Origin of the sequence: Neobacillus oceani, assembly GCF_046237595.1 — a bacterium.
Taxonomy (GTDB): domain Bacteria; phylum Bacillota; class Bacilli; order Bacillales; family Cytobacillaceae; genus Bacillus_D; species Bacillus_D oceani.
The window spans coordinates 15,283-29,372 of record NZ_CP143543.1 but is presented as its reverse complement, the minus strand read 5'-3'; the positions used below and the strand labels follow the sequence as shown (position 1 = coordinate 29,372).

13 protein-coding genes are annotated in these 14,090 nt (G+C 49.8%); 1 reads left to right on the top strand and 12 read right to left on the bottom strand.

Annotated features, from left to right (window positions below; genetic code table 11):
• Positions 1 to 137: 137 nt before the first annotated feature.
• Positions 138 to 1,604, bottom strand: coding sequence for an IMP dehydrogenase (gene guaB / locus V1499_RS00125; RefSeq protein WP_409272906.1), 1,467 nt, complete (start codon positions 1,602 to 1,604; stop codon positions 138 to 140).
• Between the two features lie 144 nt (positions 1,605 to 1,748).
• Between guaB and V1499_RS00120 the strand changes: the two genes are divergently transcribed.
• Entirely contained in the window at positions 1,749 to 2,708 is a 960-nt protein-coding gene (locus V1499_RS00120; RefSeq protein WP_409272904.1) for a YaaC family protein, read from the top strand.
• Here the strand turns inward: V1499_RS00120 and purD are convergent.
• Genes purD through purE form a run of 11 tightly spaced genes read right to left on the bottom strand, consistent with a single transcriptional unit; the run spans position 2,688 to position 14,057 of the window.
• Entirely contained in the window at positions 2,688 to 3,974 is a 1,287-nt protein-coding gene (gene purD / locus V1499_RS00115; RefSeq protein WP_409272903.1) for a phosphoribosylamine--glycine ligase, read from the bottom strand. The two genes, V1499_RS00120 and purD, sit on opposite strands and share 21 nt — an antisense overlap.
• A 12-nt stretch (positions 3,975 to 3,986) precedes the next feature.
• The gene (gene purH, locus V1499_RS00110; RefSeq protein WP_409272901.1) at positions 3,987 to 5,525 is read right to left on the bottom strand and encodes a bifunctional phosphoribosylaminoimidazolecarboxamide formyltransferase/IMP cyclohydrolase; all 1,539 of its coding nucleotides are present in this window, start codon (positions 5,523 to 5,525) and stop codon (positions 3,987 to 3,989) included.
• The gene (gene purN / locus V1499_RS00105; RefSeq protein WP_409272900.1) at positions 5,488 to 6,105 is read right to left on the bottom strand and encodes a phosphoribosylglycinamide formyltransferase; all 618 of its coding nucleotides are present in this window, start codon (positions 6,103 to 6,105) and stop codon (positions 5,488 to 5,490) included. Before purN ends, purH begins: the two co-directional genes overlap by 38 nt.
• Positions 6,102 to 7,127, bottom strand: coding sequence for a phosphoribosylformylglycinamidine cyclo-ligase (purM, locus tag V1499_RS00100; RefSeq protein WP_409272898.1), 1,026 nt, complete (start codon positions 7,125 to 7,127; stop codon positions 6,102 to 6,104). Before purM ends, purN begins: the two co-directional genes overlap by 4 nt.
• 41 nt (positions 7,128 to 7,168) lie before the next feature.
• Complete coding sequence (gene purF / locus V1499_RS00095; protein WP_409272896.1) at positions 7,169 to 8,581, bottom strand: amidophosphoribosyltransferase; 1,413 nt, start codon at positions 8,579 to 8,581, stop codon at positions 7,169 to 7,171.
• Positions 8,566 to 10,785 carry a phosphoribosylformylglycinamidine synthase subunit PurL gene (gene purL, locus V1499_RS00090; protein WP_409272894.1) on the bottom strand — a complete coding sequence of 740 codons (2,220 nt, stop codon included), beginning with the start codon at positions 10,783 to 10,785 and terminating at the stop codon, positions 8,566 to 8,568. Before purL ends, purF begins: the two co-directional genes overlap by 16 nt.
• A complete protein-coding gene (purQ, locus tag V1499_RS00085; protein ID WP_409272892.1) occupies positions 10,769 to 11,452 on the bottom strand; it encodes a phosphoribosylformylglycinamidine synthase subunit PurQ in 684 nt (227 codons plus the stop codon). Before purQ ends, purL begins: the two co-directional genes overlap by 17 nt.
• Positions 11,449 to 11,703, bottom strand: a complete 255-nt coding sequence (gene purS, locus V1499_RS00080) for a phosphoribosylformylglycinamidine synthase subunit PurS (RefSeq protein ID WP_316572896.1) — start codon at positions 11,701 to 11,703, stop codon at positions 11,449 to 11,451. The genes purQ and purS overlap by 4 nt, the downstream gene beginning before the upstream one ends.
• Positions 11,704 to 11,707: 4 nt before the next feature.
• The gene (purC, locus tag V1499_RS00075; protein ID WP_409272890.1) at positions 11,708 to 12,409 is read right to left on the bottom strand and encodes a phosphoribosylaminoimidazolesuccinocarboxamide synthase; all 702 of its coding nucleotides are present in this window, start codon (positions 12,407 to 12,409) and stop codon (positions 11,708 to 11,710) included.
• Between the two features lie 15 nt (positions 12,410 to 12,424).
• Positions 12,425 to 13,576 carry a 5-(carboxyamino)imidazole ribonucleotide synthase gene (gene purK, locus V1499_RS00070; RefSeq protein ID WP_409272888.1) on the bottom strand — a complete coding sequence of 384 codons (1,152 nt, stop codon included), beginning with the start codon at positions 13,574 to 13,576 and terminating at the stop codon, positions 12,425 to 12,427.
• A complete protein-coding gene (purE, locus tag V1499_RS00065) occupies positions 13,569 to 14,057 on the bottom strand; it encodes a 5-(carboxyamino)imidazole ribonucleotide mutase (RefSeq protein WP_316572899.1) in 489 nt (162 codons plus the stop codon). The genes purK and purE overlap by 8 nt, the downstream gene beginning before the upstream one ends.
• Positions 14,058 to 14,090 lie beyond the last annotated feature (33 nt).

Below are 14,090 nucleotides of genomic sequence, written 5' to 3'. Positions count from 1 at the left end.
ATACATGCGGAATGTTGGATAGACAGAGGTTTGCCCTATCTTCCTGCCAAGATTTTCAAGTCTTTGGTGATAGCCAGTTGCCTTCACTCTTTATAAAAAGAAGAGGCGGGAATTTGTCCCTGCCTCTTGTTCCATTATTATGAGTAGTTTGGTGCTTCCTTTGTAATTTGGACATCGTGCGGATGGCTTTCGCGCAGGCCGGCACCCGTCATTCGGACGAATTGGCTGTTTTCACGCAATTCCTGCAGGTTTGCCGTTCCACAATAGCCCATTCCGGCCCTTAAGCCGCCGGCAAGCTGGTAAATCGTTTCGGCAAGCGGCCCTTTATATGGTAGGCGGCCCTCGATGCCTTCAGGAACAAATTTTTTGCTGTCTTCCTGGAAGTAGCGGTCCTTTGAGCCTTTTTCCATCGCGCCTTCGGATCCCATTCCACGGTATACCTTGAAGCGGCGGCCCTGGAAGATTTCTGTCTCTCCCGGGCTTTCAGTAACGCCCGCGAGCAAGCTTCCGAGCATAACAGCATTTCCTCCAGCCGCAAGTGCCTTGACGATGTCGCCGGAATATTTGATACCGCCATCAGCGATAATCGTCTTGCCGTGCTTTCGGGCTTCCGTTGCACAGTCATAAATCGCAGTAATTTGCGGCACGCCTACACCAGCAACAATTCGGGTCGTACAAATCGAACCTGGGCCGATTCCAACTTTGACAACGTCGGCGCCAGCTTCGAATAAATCCCGTGTTCCTTCCGCAGTTGCCACATTTCCAGCAATAATCGGGAGGTTTGGATATTCATTGCGGATTTGGCGGACAGTGTCGAGGACACCCTTCGAATGGCCATGGGCCGTATCGATGACAATGACATCAACATTTGACCTTACAAGCGCTTCAACGCGCTTCATCGTATCGCCGGTAACACCGACCGCGGCTCCGGCTAGCAGCCGTCCCTGCTTGTCTTTTGCTGACATTGGGAATTCAATAACCTTTTCAATGTCTTTAATCGTGATTAGCCCCTGCAGGATGCCTTTGTCATCAACGAGTGGAAGCTTTTCAATCTTATGCTTTTGCAAAATCTTTTCCGCTTCCTTCAACGTTGTGGTAACTGGAGCGGTAACTAGATTTTCTTTTGTCATAACATCGGAAATCTTTTTGGAGAAATCATGGTCCTGAATGAAGCGCAGGTCGCGGTTCGTGATGATCCCGACAAGCTTTCGCTCCTCCTCATTGTTCACGATCGGAACTCCTGAAATCCGGTATTTACCCATTAGATGTTCCGCATCGTAAACCTGATGGTCAGGTGTCAGGAAAAATGGATCGGAGATAACCCCGGATTCCGAGCGCTTTACCTTATCAACCTGCTCAGCCTGCTGCTCGATCGTCATGTTTTTATGGATGACGCCAAGGCCACCCTGCCTCGCCATCGCGATTGCCATTTCCGCTTCAGTGACCGTGTCCATCCCGGCACTGATGATTGGCAAATTCAGTTTTATGTTTTCGCACAGTTCAGTTTGGAGGCTGACCTCTTTTGGCAGCACCTCAGACTTTGCTGGAACGAGCAAAACATCATCAAATGTCAAACCCTCTTTTGCAAATTTGTTTTCCCACATCTTTTTGTCCCTCCAAACCGAAAATATTATTAGTAGAGTATCAATTGGGCAATATACTGTCAAGGCAACGTCGAGAAGTCAGATAATTCAATCACGGCCCACAAAACATGTAAAAAAATTGTCTTCATGAAAGGAGGTTCGCTTATGTGGCGCGGCTACCGAGGCTGGGAAAGCTTCTCGTTCTTTTTTTCAGCTGAATATGCACAATCCTATCTCCAGAAAAGATATAAAGCACTTGGCTGCCCCGCCCCAGATCAAAGAAGCTTTGAAAACTGCTACCCCTTCCTTTATTATCTTGAACATGGCAATGTTTATTATGCCCAGGCTGCCAAGGCTCCGATCATCCTGCAGCCTATTCTCCTTTTTTATGGCCTTGTCCATCTTGCCAAAGCATGCATCCTTACCGAGGATCCTTTTTATCCCGAAACGACAGCTGTCCTGGCCCACGGGGTTTCGGCAAGGAAGCGTAAAAAACAGCAGTACCAATTTTTCCATGATGAAGTGAAGTTCCAGAAAAACGGGCTTTTTCCGCATTTATCCGACAAATTGTTTCACATGAAACAGGACGAGGGCGACAAGGCGACAATGGAATCGTTATTAAGAATGATTCCTGAGCTAGAAACTCTTTTTTGGCAGATGGAAGGCCAGGCCAATTTCTTTCCGCTGCTGAAACGGGATGGCAGCTGGTTCGTATCGTCCAAAGCCCTCGATTTGTACCATATGACTGAATTGAGGTTCAGGGAATACTTTCTCGCACATTCAGGCATTGCCCTGGAAGAAATGAAGGATGGGATGGCCAGGCTTTCGGAAGAACCAAGCCCATTTTCTCCAACTTCGAACACTTTCCTGAAGTTCGATTATTATGAAAAACACTTCATGATGCCGTTAAAGAAAAGCCATCGGTCCCAATTTCCGGAACTGATGGCACACTACTTGCTGCTGTATAACTTGAGTATGATAGCGCGATATGAAACGGAATGGTGGGGTGAAGCTGTCAAGATGATGCCCAATCGCGATTATCCATTCATCCAGTCTTTTTTGAAAATAACTCAGGAAAAAAGTCCATTCCTTATTTTCTGCCATTTAACCGCCGGCCTGAAGTAGAGCCGCCGCCTTCAGTGCCCTTGAACCGATATCGGTACGGTAATAAATTCCGTTTGATTTTACCTTTTCAAGTTCCTGATAGACAATCTCCCTGGCGGCCCCGAGCGATTCGGCTTTGGCACAGGCAAGAATAACTCTTCCGCCATCTACATAATAACGGCCGAGTTTATCCCTTTTCGTGCCAGCATGGTAGATGGCCGTATTCCCGGCAACCATCTCAAGACCCTCGACAAGTGCACCCCTTTCAGGATGTTCGGGGTACCCTTTTGCAGCCGCGACAACGCCGACCGTGTACAATTCCTCCCACTCCAGCACAGGCTCGTTCCCGCTAAGAATTTCCAGGATAGCCGCGGCCAAATCGGACTTCAGCCTTGGGAGGACCACCTGTGTTTCCGGGTCGCCAAATCTGGCATTGAACTCAATCACCTTTGGACCGTGAGTTGTTAGAATAAGCCCGGCATACAGAACTCCGCAGAAGCTCCTTCCTTCTTCAACCAGTGCCTTTGCCGCCGGTTTTAAAACTGTTTCAACCGCAATGCGGACCGCGCTTGCAGGAATATGAGGTACAGGCGAATAGGCCCCCATTCCGCCTGTATTTGGCCCAAGGTCCCCATCGAATGCCCGTTTATGGTCCTGGGCAATTTCAAGTGGGACAACGACTTCACCGTTTACGAACGCCATGAGGGAAAATTCCTCGCCTTCAAGGAATTCTTCAACAACAATGGAAGAAGATGAATCACCGAACTTTCTTCCAACCAGCATTTCCTCAACCGCAGCAATGGCCTCCGCTTCTGTAAGGGCAACCGTAACGCCCTTTCCCGCCGCCAAGCCGTCAGCTTTTATAACAATCGGGGCGCCCATCTGTCCAATATATTCTTTAGCACTTTCGAAAGAGTTGAAAACTTCATAGCCTGCTGTTGGGATCCTGTGCTTTTTCATAAAATCCTTCGCGAATGCCTTGCTTCCTTCGATAAGGGCAGCCTTACTGCCGGGACCAAACACTTGAAGGCCCGCTTCCCGGAACCTGTCAGCCAAACCCGATAAGAGAGGTAGTTCAGGCCCAATGATGGTTAAACCTATTCCTTTCTCTTTCGCAAAGGAAATAAGCTTTTCATAGTCTGTTTCTTCCAGTGGCACAAGGGTTGCTGCATCCTCCATTCCAGGATTTCCCGGAGCCGCAAAGACATTTCCCACTAAAGAACTTTCCGCAAACTTTCGGCAAATCGCATGCTCACGCCCGCCACGCCCAATCACTAATACATCCATCGCTTTGCCTCCCTAGTGTTTAAAATGCCGTACGCCCGTAAATACCATTGCGATTCCATATTCATCAGCTTTTTTAATTGAGTCCTCATCGCGGACCGAACCCCCCGGCTGTATAATGGCCGTTATCCCCGCGCGGGCCGCCGCTTCCACTGTATCGTCCATTGGGAAAAAGGCATCCGAGGCCATGGCTGCTCCTGCTGCCCGCTCACCCGCCTGCTCAAGGGCGATTTTCGCGGCTCCAATCCGGTTCATTTGACCTGCTCCCACTCCAACAGTCCGAGTCCCGTTTGCAACGACAATCGCATTTGATTTAACATGCTTAACGACTTTCCATCCGAGCTTCAACGCTTTCCATTCTTCCTCACTCGGCCGCCGCTTCGTCGGAATCACGATTTTGGCATCCTCTATAGAAAGGAGGTCGGGATCCTGCACAAGCAGGCCGCCTTCAATAGAAATGAGGTTTCTTTCCGTCTTTTCTCCTCCCCTATCCGTAACGGTTAAAAGGCGGAGATTTTTTTTCTTTTGCAATACGAGAAGCGCTTCGTCCGTAAACGACGGTGCAATGATAATTTCGAGGAAAATATCATACAGCTTCTCTGCTGCGTTGCCGTCCACTTCCCTGTTGAATGCGACAATACCGCCAAAAATGGAAACCGGGTCTGCCTCGTATGCTTGCAAAAAGGCGGCAAGTGCTGTTTCACCTGTCCCTACTCCGCACGGATTCATATGTTTGACCGCCACGGCTGCAGGCTCGGTAAATTCCCTCACAAGCTGAAGCGCCGCATTGGCATCATTGATATTGTTATAGGACAATTCTTTTCCGTGAAGCTGGATTGCTTCGGCAATCGAACCGCCTACCCCTAGTAGATTCTTGTAAAAAGCGGCCCGCTGGTGCGGGTTTTCGCCATAACGGAGCCTGTCCTTCAATTCATAAGTAACGGTCAGGCTTTCAGGGCAATCCTCTCCGGCCAGATCCGTCAAATAGGAGGCAATGAGGGCGTCGTAGGCAGCTGTTTGGCGGAATACCTTAGCGGCAAGCCTTCTCCTTGTCAACCCGTCAACTTCACCTGTTTCCTTCAGCTGGCGCAATACCTCATCATAATCGTCCGGATCGATAACGACGGTTACATCCTGATGGTTTTTCGCCGCCGCCCGGAGCATTGATGGGCCGCCTATATCAATATTTTCGATTGCATCCTCTACTGTGGCGCCGGGTTTTGAGATAGTCTCACGGAATGGGTAAAGGTTAACGCAAACAATCCCAATTGGCTCAATGCCGTGTTCTTCAAGCTGCAGCCTATGCGACGGATTATCCAATTTTGCCAAAAGCCCGCCATGGATTTTTGGATTAAGGGTTTTGACCCGTCCCTCAAGAATCTCCGGGAATCCTGTAACATCACTAACACCAGTGACCTGGATGCCAGCTTCTTCTAGAGCGCGCTTTGTTCCGCCTGTAGAAACGATTTCGTAGCCCAATTTTGAGAGCCCCGCGGCAAATTCCACAACGCCATGTTTATTCGAAACGGAGATTAATGCCCGCTTTTGTGCCATTTTCGTTTTCCCCCTGAGTGTTTAGTAACGTTTGGAGCACAGCCGGGTATAGCCTGTGCTCCACTTCCTGTATTTTCGCCTGCAGGCTTTCGAGTGTTTCACCTGCGGAAATTGGTACTTCAACCTGGCTGATTGCCGGTCCGGTGTCCATTCCTTCATCAACATAATGGACTGTCACACCTGTTCTCGTTGCACCCGCGGCAAGCGCCTGGCCGATGGCATCCTTTCCGGGATAGGCCGGAAGAAGCGATGGATGGATATTCACAATCCTGCCCTCATAGGCTGATAAAAGGACTGGGCCGAGCAGCCGCATATAGCCGGCAAGGACTATCCAGTCAATGCTTGCTTCGGACAATTTTTCAGAAATGAGATTCTCATACGCTTCCTTTCCCGAAAACTCCTTTGGGTTGAATACGAGAGTTTCAATACCCGCTGACCTTGCCCTTTCCACGGCAAACGCACCAGGCCGGTCACAAACGAGCAGGCGGATGTCTGCTTTAAGTTTGCCGTTCCCCACGGCCTCAAGGATTGCCTGAAAGTTGGAGCCATTTCCGGACGCAAATACAGCGACATTTTTCATGAAATCCGAATCCCTTCCCCATCTGCCACATGGCCAATAATGGATGCCCGCTCACCGCTTGCCTCCAGATGCCTGACCAGAGCGGGAGCAGACGCTTCATCAATCGCAATCACCATGCCGATGCCCATATTGAAGACATGGTACATTTCTTCCCGGTCAAGGTTCCCAAGCTGTTCGAGCAATGAAAAGACTGGAGGAACCTCCCATGTACCTACGGAAATTTCCGCACCAAGGCCCGCCGGCAGCATTCTCGGTATATTTTCATGGAAACCGCCCCCGGTAATATGGGACATTCCTTTGATGGGGAATTGTTTCAATGCTGATAAAATTGGTTTTACATAGATTTTCGTCGGCTTCAGCATTTCCTCACCGAGAGTGCAGCCGAATTCCTGAATGTACTCATCGACATTCAGGCCTGCCTTTTCAAAAAAGACCTTCCTTGCGAGTGAGAAGCCATTGCTATGGAGCCCGCTTGACGCCAAACCGACGAGCACATCCCCCGCACGTATGCCGCTTCCGTCAATGATAGCCGCCTTTTCACAAGCCCCGACCGCAAAACCAGCAAGGTCATATTCTTCAGGCGCATACATGCCAGGCATCTCGGCTGTTTCACCGCCAATCAATGCGCACCCAGCCAGTTCGCATCCATCGGCAACCCCTTTTACAATCGCTTCAATCCTGTCCGGGTCCGCTTTCCCGCAACCGATATAATCAAGGAAGTAAAGCGGCTCCGCGCCCTGGACAACAATATCATTCACGCACATTGCGACCGCATCGATCCCGATTGTGTGATGCCGCCCCGTCTTAAAGGCAATCATCAGTTTTGTCCCAACTCCGTCCGTACCCGATATGAGGACCGGCTCTTTTAGATTCAAAGCTGATAGATCAAACATCGCCCCAAATCCTCCTAGCCCTCCCATCACTCCCGGCCTGGCTGTTTTTCTGACATGGCGTTTCATCTTTTCCACCGCTTCATAGCCGGCTTCTATATTAACGCCCGCTTCCTTGTACGCTTTTGACATGGCGTTCTCCCTTCCACATCCTTCGTCCGTCTATCCCGAAGTTATTTTTGGTAGTAGTATTGGAGTGAATCTGGATACAGTTCAGTCGGATATTCACCCGTGAAGCAAGCAAGGCACTGTCCGCAGTTTTTCCATGTATTCGGACGGCCTATTGCCTCGAGCATCCCTTCAGTGCTAAGGAATGTCAGCGAGTCTGCGCCAATTAGCTGCCTGATTTCCTCAGGCGAATGGCCATGGGCGATCAATTCTTCCTTTGTAGACGTATCAATTCCATAAAAGCATGGATACTTAATGGGCGGCGAGCTGATGACAACATGCACTTCGACCGCGCCAGCGGCCTTTAGCATTGCGACAATCCGCTTGCTCGTCGTTCCCCGGACGATTGAATCGTCGACCATGATGACCCGTTTCCCTTCCACAACGCCCCTTACCGCGGATAGCTTCATCTTAACCCCCTGCTCCCTAAGAGTTTGGGAAGGCTGGATGAAGGTTCTTCCGACATAACGATTTTTGATGAGGCCAAGTTCATAAGGGATGCCGGATGCCTCCGCATAGCCAATGGCCGTCGAAACGCCCGAATCCGGGACCGCGGTCACAACATCTGCTTCGATTCCCGCTTCCATGGCAAGCCGTTTCCCGAGATTTTTCCGAGCCGTATGGACATTGATTCCTTGAAGGTTGCTGTCGGGACGGGAAAAATAAATGTATTCCATCGTACAGATGGCCTCATCCCTGCTTTCCGTGAAGAATTCCAAATGCAAACCATCGTCGTTGATGATTAATAGTTCACCAGGCAGAATATCGCGGATAAATTCCGCGCCAATGGCATCAAACGCGCATGTTTCCGATGCCGCAACGTAGGCGTCGCCGAGTTTCCCGAGTGAAAGCGGCCTTAAGCCCTTCGGATCAAGGGCAATCATCAATTCTTTTTCTGTTAAAATGACATAGGCAAAGGCGCCTTCAATCTGCTTGAGCGCGCTTTTGACACGGTCCTTCAAAAGCCAGCCGCTGTTCCTTCTTATCAAATGAGCCAGCACTTCCGTATCGGAACTTGTCTGGAAGATGCTCCCCTGCTGCTCAAGAATCGACTTAATCAGGTTCGCGTTGACAAGGTTGCCGTTATGGGCGAGTGCCATGCTTCCTGTTTGCGAGTGGAAGAGAAGGGGCTGGACATTTTCATATCCGCCCCCGCCTGCAGTCGCATACCGTACATGCCCAATTGCGGCATTCCCAATTAATTTTGAAAGAACCTGTTCATTGAACATCTCGGAAACAAGCCCTTCCCCTTTATGCCCGGAAAGCTGTTTTCCATCTGATGTAATGATTCCAGTACCTTCCTGCCCCCTGTGCTGAAGGCTATGAAGCCCGTAATACGTAATCCTTGCGGCATCCTCATGTCCCCAAACAGCAAATATTCCGCATTCCTCGTTCAAGCCCCTTAGTTCAGCAAGCATGGAATGGCTCCTCTCCAGGCACTTTCCAAACGTTCCACTTTTTCATCGACAACTGTTTCGCCATTTACTGAAATGTGTAAAACAGGTTCACCGGTAACCTGGCCAATCATCCTCGCTCCAGTCAATGTTTCGAATAGCTCCTGGTTTTCTTTTTTTACAGTTAAAAGGAACCTGGATTGTGTTTCGCTAAAGAGAGCCGATACCGCATTGCCTTCAAGCGCAACCGCGGCACCAAGGCCATTTGTTCCAAACACGCACTCGGCGAGCGCGACCGCAAGGCCACCTTCCGACAGGTCATGCGCGGATTGGACGAGCCCGGCCCGGATTGCTTCTAGAACCGACTTTTGGTGTTTCACTTCTGTTTCAAGGTTAAGTTCCGGGCATTTTCCAAAAATGTCGCCGTGGATGAGCTTCTGCAGTTCGGAACCTCCGAATTCATCCTTCGTCTCACCAAGCAAATAAATGAGGTCTCCAATTTCCTTGAATGCCTGGGTCGTAATATGGTCGATGTCCGAAATCAATCCGACCATGCCAATGACAGGCGTCGGATAAATGGCTTTTCCATTCGTCTCGTTGTATAGCGATACATTACCGCCGATGACCGGCGCATTCAATGCAAGGCATGCCGCACTGATCCCGTCCGCGGCTTTCTCCATCTGCCAGAAAATTTCCGGCTTCTCAGGGCTGCCGAAGTTCAGGTTGTCGGTAATTGCGAGCGGCTCGGCACCCGAACAAACGACATTTCTGGCCGCCTCCGATACAGCGATTCTTCCGCCAGTTTCCGGGTCAAGATAGAGGTAGCGTGAATTGCAATCCGTCGTCATCGCCAAAGCTTTCTTTGTACCTCGTATCCTTATGACCGCGGCATCAGACCCCGGAGCCACGACTGTGTTGGTCCGGACCATATAATCGTACTGATTATAGACCCATTCTTTTGAAGCGATGGTCGATTGCTTCAGCAGGCGGATTAGCGTATCTGCATAGTCATCCACCTTAGGGACCGCATGATCCATTGCCTGGAAATTACGGAAATATTCCGGCTCCGCGGAAGGCTTATGGTAGACAGGCGCATCAAGTGCCAACGCATCAACCGGTACATCGGCCGCAACCTCGCCGTTATGCATCAACTTCAGCTTTTTCTCTTCCGTGACAACACCAACCGCGACTGCCTCAAGCTCATATTTTGAGAAAAGGTCAATGATTTCTTGTTCACGGCCCTTTTTAACAACAATCAGCATGCGTTCCTGGGATTCCGATAGCATCATTTCATATGCGGTCATGCCTGATTCCCGCTGCGGTACAAGGTCAAGATTCATTTCTATCCCAAATCCCGCCTTGCTTGCCATTTCGGCGCTTGAACTCGTCAGCCCCGCGGCTCCCATATCCTGAATGCCGACAAGAGCGTCCGATTTTACAAGCTCGAGGCACGCCTCAAGCAACAGCTTCTCCATGAATGGATCGCCAACCTGGACCGCAGGGCGGTTCTCTTCGGAATCATCCGTTAGTTCCTCGGAAGCAAAAGTTGCTCCATGAATACCATCCCGGCCCGTTTTCGCGCCAACATACATGACTGTGTTGCCAACACCGCTAGCCAACCCTTTTTTCATATCCTTGTGGTCGATTAGTCCTACACACATCGCATTTACAATCGGATTGCCATCATAGGAAGCATCAAATTGGATTTCACCGCCGACTGTCGGAATTCCGATACAGTTTCCGTATCCGGCAATCCCCGCAACGACCTCTTTGAAAAGATAGCGGACGCGAGGTGAGGAATCTAGCTCGCCAAAGCGGAGTGAGTTCAAAAGGGCAACCGGCCTTGCACCCATCGAGAAAATATCGCGGATGATGCCGCCAACCCCGGTCGCAGCTCCCTGGTACGGTTCAATTGCAGATGGGTGATTGTGGCTCTCAATTTTAAAAACAACCGCCTGCCCATCGCCGATATCAACGACACCTGCCCCCTCGCCAGGGCCTTGAAGGACGCGTTCCCCTTTCGTTGGGAATTTTTTTAAAATCGGCTTAGAATTCTTATACGAACAATGCTCTGACCACATAACGGAAAACAGACCCGTTTCGGTATAATTCGGTAGGCGGCCGAGAATTTCTTCAATCTTCGTGAACTCTTCATCGGATAGGCCCATTTGGCTGTACAATCTGTCGGATTTGATTTGTTCCGGCGATGGTTCAAGCTTTAACAACATGTGATTCCCTCCATTGCTTCACGATTGATTGAAACAGCGCCAATCCATCAGCGCTGCCAAGCAGGCTGTCCACCGCCCGCTCAGGATGCGGCATCATCCCTAGAACATTCCCCTGTTCATTGATGATGCCAGCGATATTCTCAAGGCTGCCATTGATGTTTTCTGTATAGGTAAAAACAATCTGGTTATTGTGCTTGAGTTTCACGAGTGTTTCCGGGTCGCAGAAATAGTTCCCTTCCCCATGGGCAACCGGGATGGACAAAATTTGCCCGTTTTCATAACCGGCTGTAAAGAGTGTGTTGTTGTTTTCCACCGTGATTTTTGCCGGGGAGCAGACGAATTTCAGGCTGTCATTCCTTCTGAGCGCTCCCGGCAGGAGGCCTGCTTCGAGTAGGATTTGGAACCCGTTGCAAACACCGAGGATTGGTTTTCCGGCTTCCGCCGCTTTGATGATTTCTCCCATGATCGAGCTAAACCGGGCAATCGCCCCGCAGCGCAAGTAATCGCCGTACGAAAACCCTCCCGGGAGAAGGATTCCGTCAAAACCCTCCAGGCTTGTTTCCGTATGCCATACATACTCAACCTCGGAGCCAAGTTCATCCTTGATCGCATGGTACATATCAGAGTCGCAATTTGATCCAGGAAATACAATGACAGCGAATTTCATCGGATCACAGCCTCCTCAAGCTCATAGCGGTATTCCTCGATAACCGGGTTCGCCAGCAGCTTTTCGCACGCCTCCCGTACAACCGTCTCGACATCCCTGCCAGCGGGATCAATCGACAATTCCATATATTTTCCGATTCTCACATCGGCGATTTCCTCATATCCAAGTGAATGCAGGGCATTTGAAACGGCCTTTCCCTGGGGATCCAGAACACTTTCCTTCAACGTGACAAACACTTTTACTTTGACCATGATTTTAGCCTCCCAATCGGACCAATATTTTTTCGTACGCGTCGGTAATGCTGCCAAGATCTCGCCTGAACACATCTTTATCAAGTTTTTCATTTGTCTCCATATCCCAGAGACGGCATGTATCTGGGGAAATCTCATCCGCCAGCAGAAGTTGGCCGGAAGCGTCCTTGCCAAACTCAAGCTTGAAGTCAACGAGCCTGACTCCGAGCCCTTCAAAGAAGGAACTTAAGAACGAATTAACTTCAAGCGCCTTTTGTTTCAAAACTTCAATCTCACCTGGCGTTGCGGCCTGTAGCTCAAGGATATGGTCCTCTGTGATTAACGGGTCGCCAAGACTGTCGTCCTTGAAATAAAATTCGACTATCGGCTTTAGAAGCGGCCTGCCTTCCTTAAGGCCAAGGCGCTTCGCCATACTTCCCGCCGCAATATTCCGTACAACCACCTCAAGCGGAATGATCGTGACCTTTTTAACAAGCTGCTCCGTCGCAGAAACCTTTTCAATGAAATGGGACTCTATTCCGTGTTCCTTAAGCTTTTTGAAAAGGAGGGAGCTGATTTCGTTATTGAGCTGGCCTTTGCCGGCTATTTCAGCTTTCTTTTCCCCATTAAAAGCGGTAGCGGAGTCCTTGTACTCGACAAGGACTGCTTGTTCGTCAGCCGTACTGTAAATCCGTTTTGCTTTCCCTTCATACAACAGTTCACCCATCTGTCCCGTCTCCTCTCATTTGCCAATTGCAGACATAGAATTCAATGTCCAAATCCCGGATTCTTCGATTTCCAATAGTGCCTGGTCTGCCGAATCGCGAATCAATGTTGCATGGCCCATTTTCCTGCCGGCCTTCGCTTCGTTTTTTCCGTAAAGATGAACGTTCCAATTTCGTAGTTCCGGAAGTTTTGCAAGAAGCGGCTCCTGATGCTCACCAAGCACATTGACCATAACAACTGGGCGTAAAAGTTCTGTTTTTCCTAAAGGCAAATTGCAAACAGCCTTGATATGCTGGGCAAACTGGGAGGTTTCACAAGCTTCGATTGTAAAATGCCCTGAATTATGCGGCCTTGGCGCGATCTCGTTAATAAATATCGACCCATCCCCCATTAGGAACATTTCAACGGCAAGCGTTCCAACCATTTCCAAAGCGTCCGCCAGCCGGACTGCCAACTGCATCGCCTGTTCCCGGGCTTCATTGCCGATTCTGGCCGGTACAATAGTTTGATGGAGAATGTTGTTTTTATGAATATTTTCAGCAACCGGGAATACGGCCGTTTCTCCACTCGAATTCCTTGCTGCAATAACCGATATCTCCTTTTTGAATGAGACCCACTTTTCAACGACACATGATCCATGCTTGAGCAATTCAGCCGCTGTTTCTATTTCTCTATCACTCTTTAAAACAAGTTGCCCTTTTCCGTCATAACCGCCTCTTGCTGTTTTTACGACACACGGGAAACCAATCTCCTTCACCGCTTCGGCAAGCTCGTTCGTTGTACTGGCTGATTTATAGGGTGCCACTGGCAACCCGGCTTCCATGATCGCGTTTTTTTCTTTAATCCTGTCTTTTGCTATACTGAGCAATTGAACTCCCTGGGGCACCCATGTTCGATTGGCTGCAAGCTCCAGTGCATTTTCATCAATATTTTCAAATTCAAATGTAACGACGTCGCAAATTGCCGCCAACTCTTCCATTGCTTGGCCGCTGTTGTAAGGCGCGATAATCTTATGGTCCGCAACCTGCCCGCACGGTGAATCCGGATTGGGATCAAGGACCGCTATCCTGTAACCCATCGCCTTTGCAGAAAGAGCCATCATCCTGCCTAGCTGCCCGCCGCCTATAATTCCAATTGTCTGGCCCGGCAAAATCACTTTCCTATTCAAGGTAGCCACTGCTTTCGATTGCTGCTTCCTCTGCAGCATTCCTCAATTTTTGGATTCTCTCGGCGAGCGTGCTATCTTTTGCCGCAAGTATTTGGGCTGCAAGAAGAGCCGCATTCTTCGCTCCGCTCTCCCCGATTGCAACAGTTGCAACAGGAACCCCTGCAGGCATTTGTACAATCGAAAGCAACGAATCAAGCCCATTCAGCGCCTTCGACTGAACTGGTACGCCAATAACAGGGACAATTGTTTTAGCTGCAACCATCCCGGGCAAATGGGCGGCTCCCCCAGCGCCGGCAATAATTACTTCCAGGCCGCGCTCCTTTGCTTCTTCCGCGAAACGAAACATTAAATCGGGTGTCCTATGGGCGGAAACAACCTTTTTTTCATAAGGAACCTCAAGGGTATCCAGCATCCCGCAGGCATGCTTCATCGTCTCCCAATCCGATTTGCTCCCCATAATGACAGCAACCTTCACATCCATCCAGCTCCACATCCTTCTCGGCAAAATAAAAAA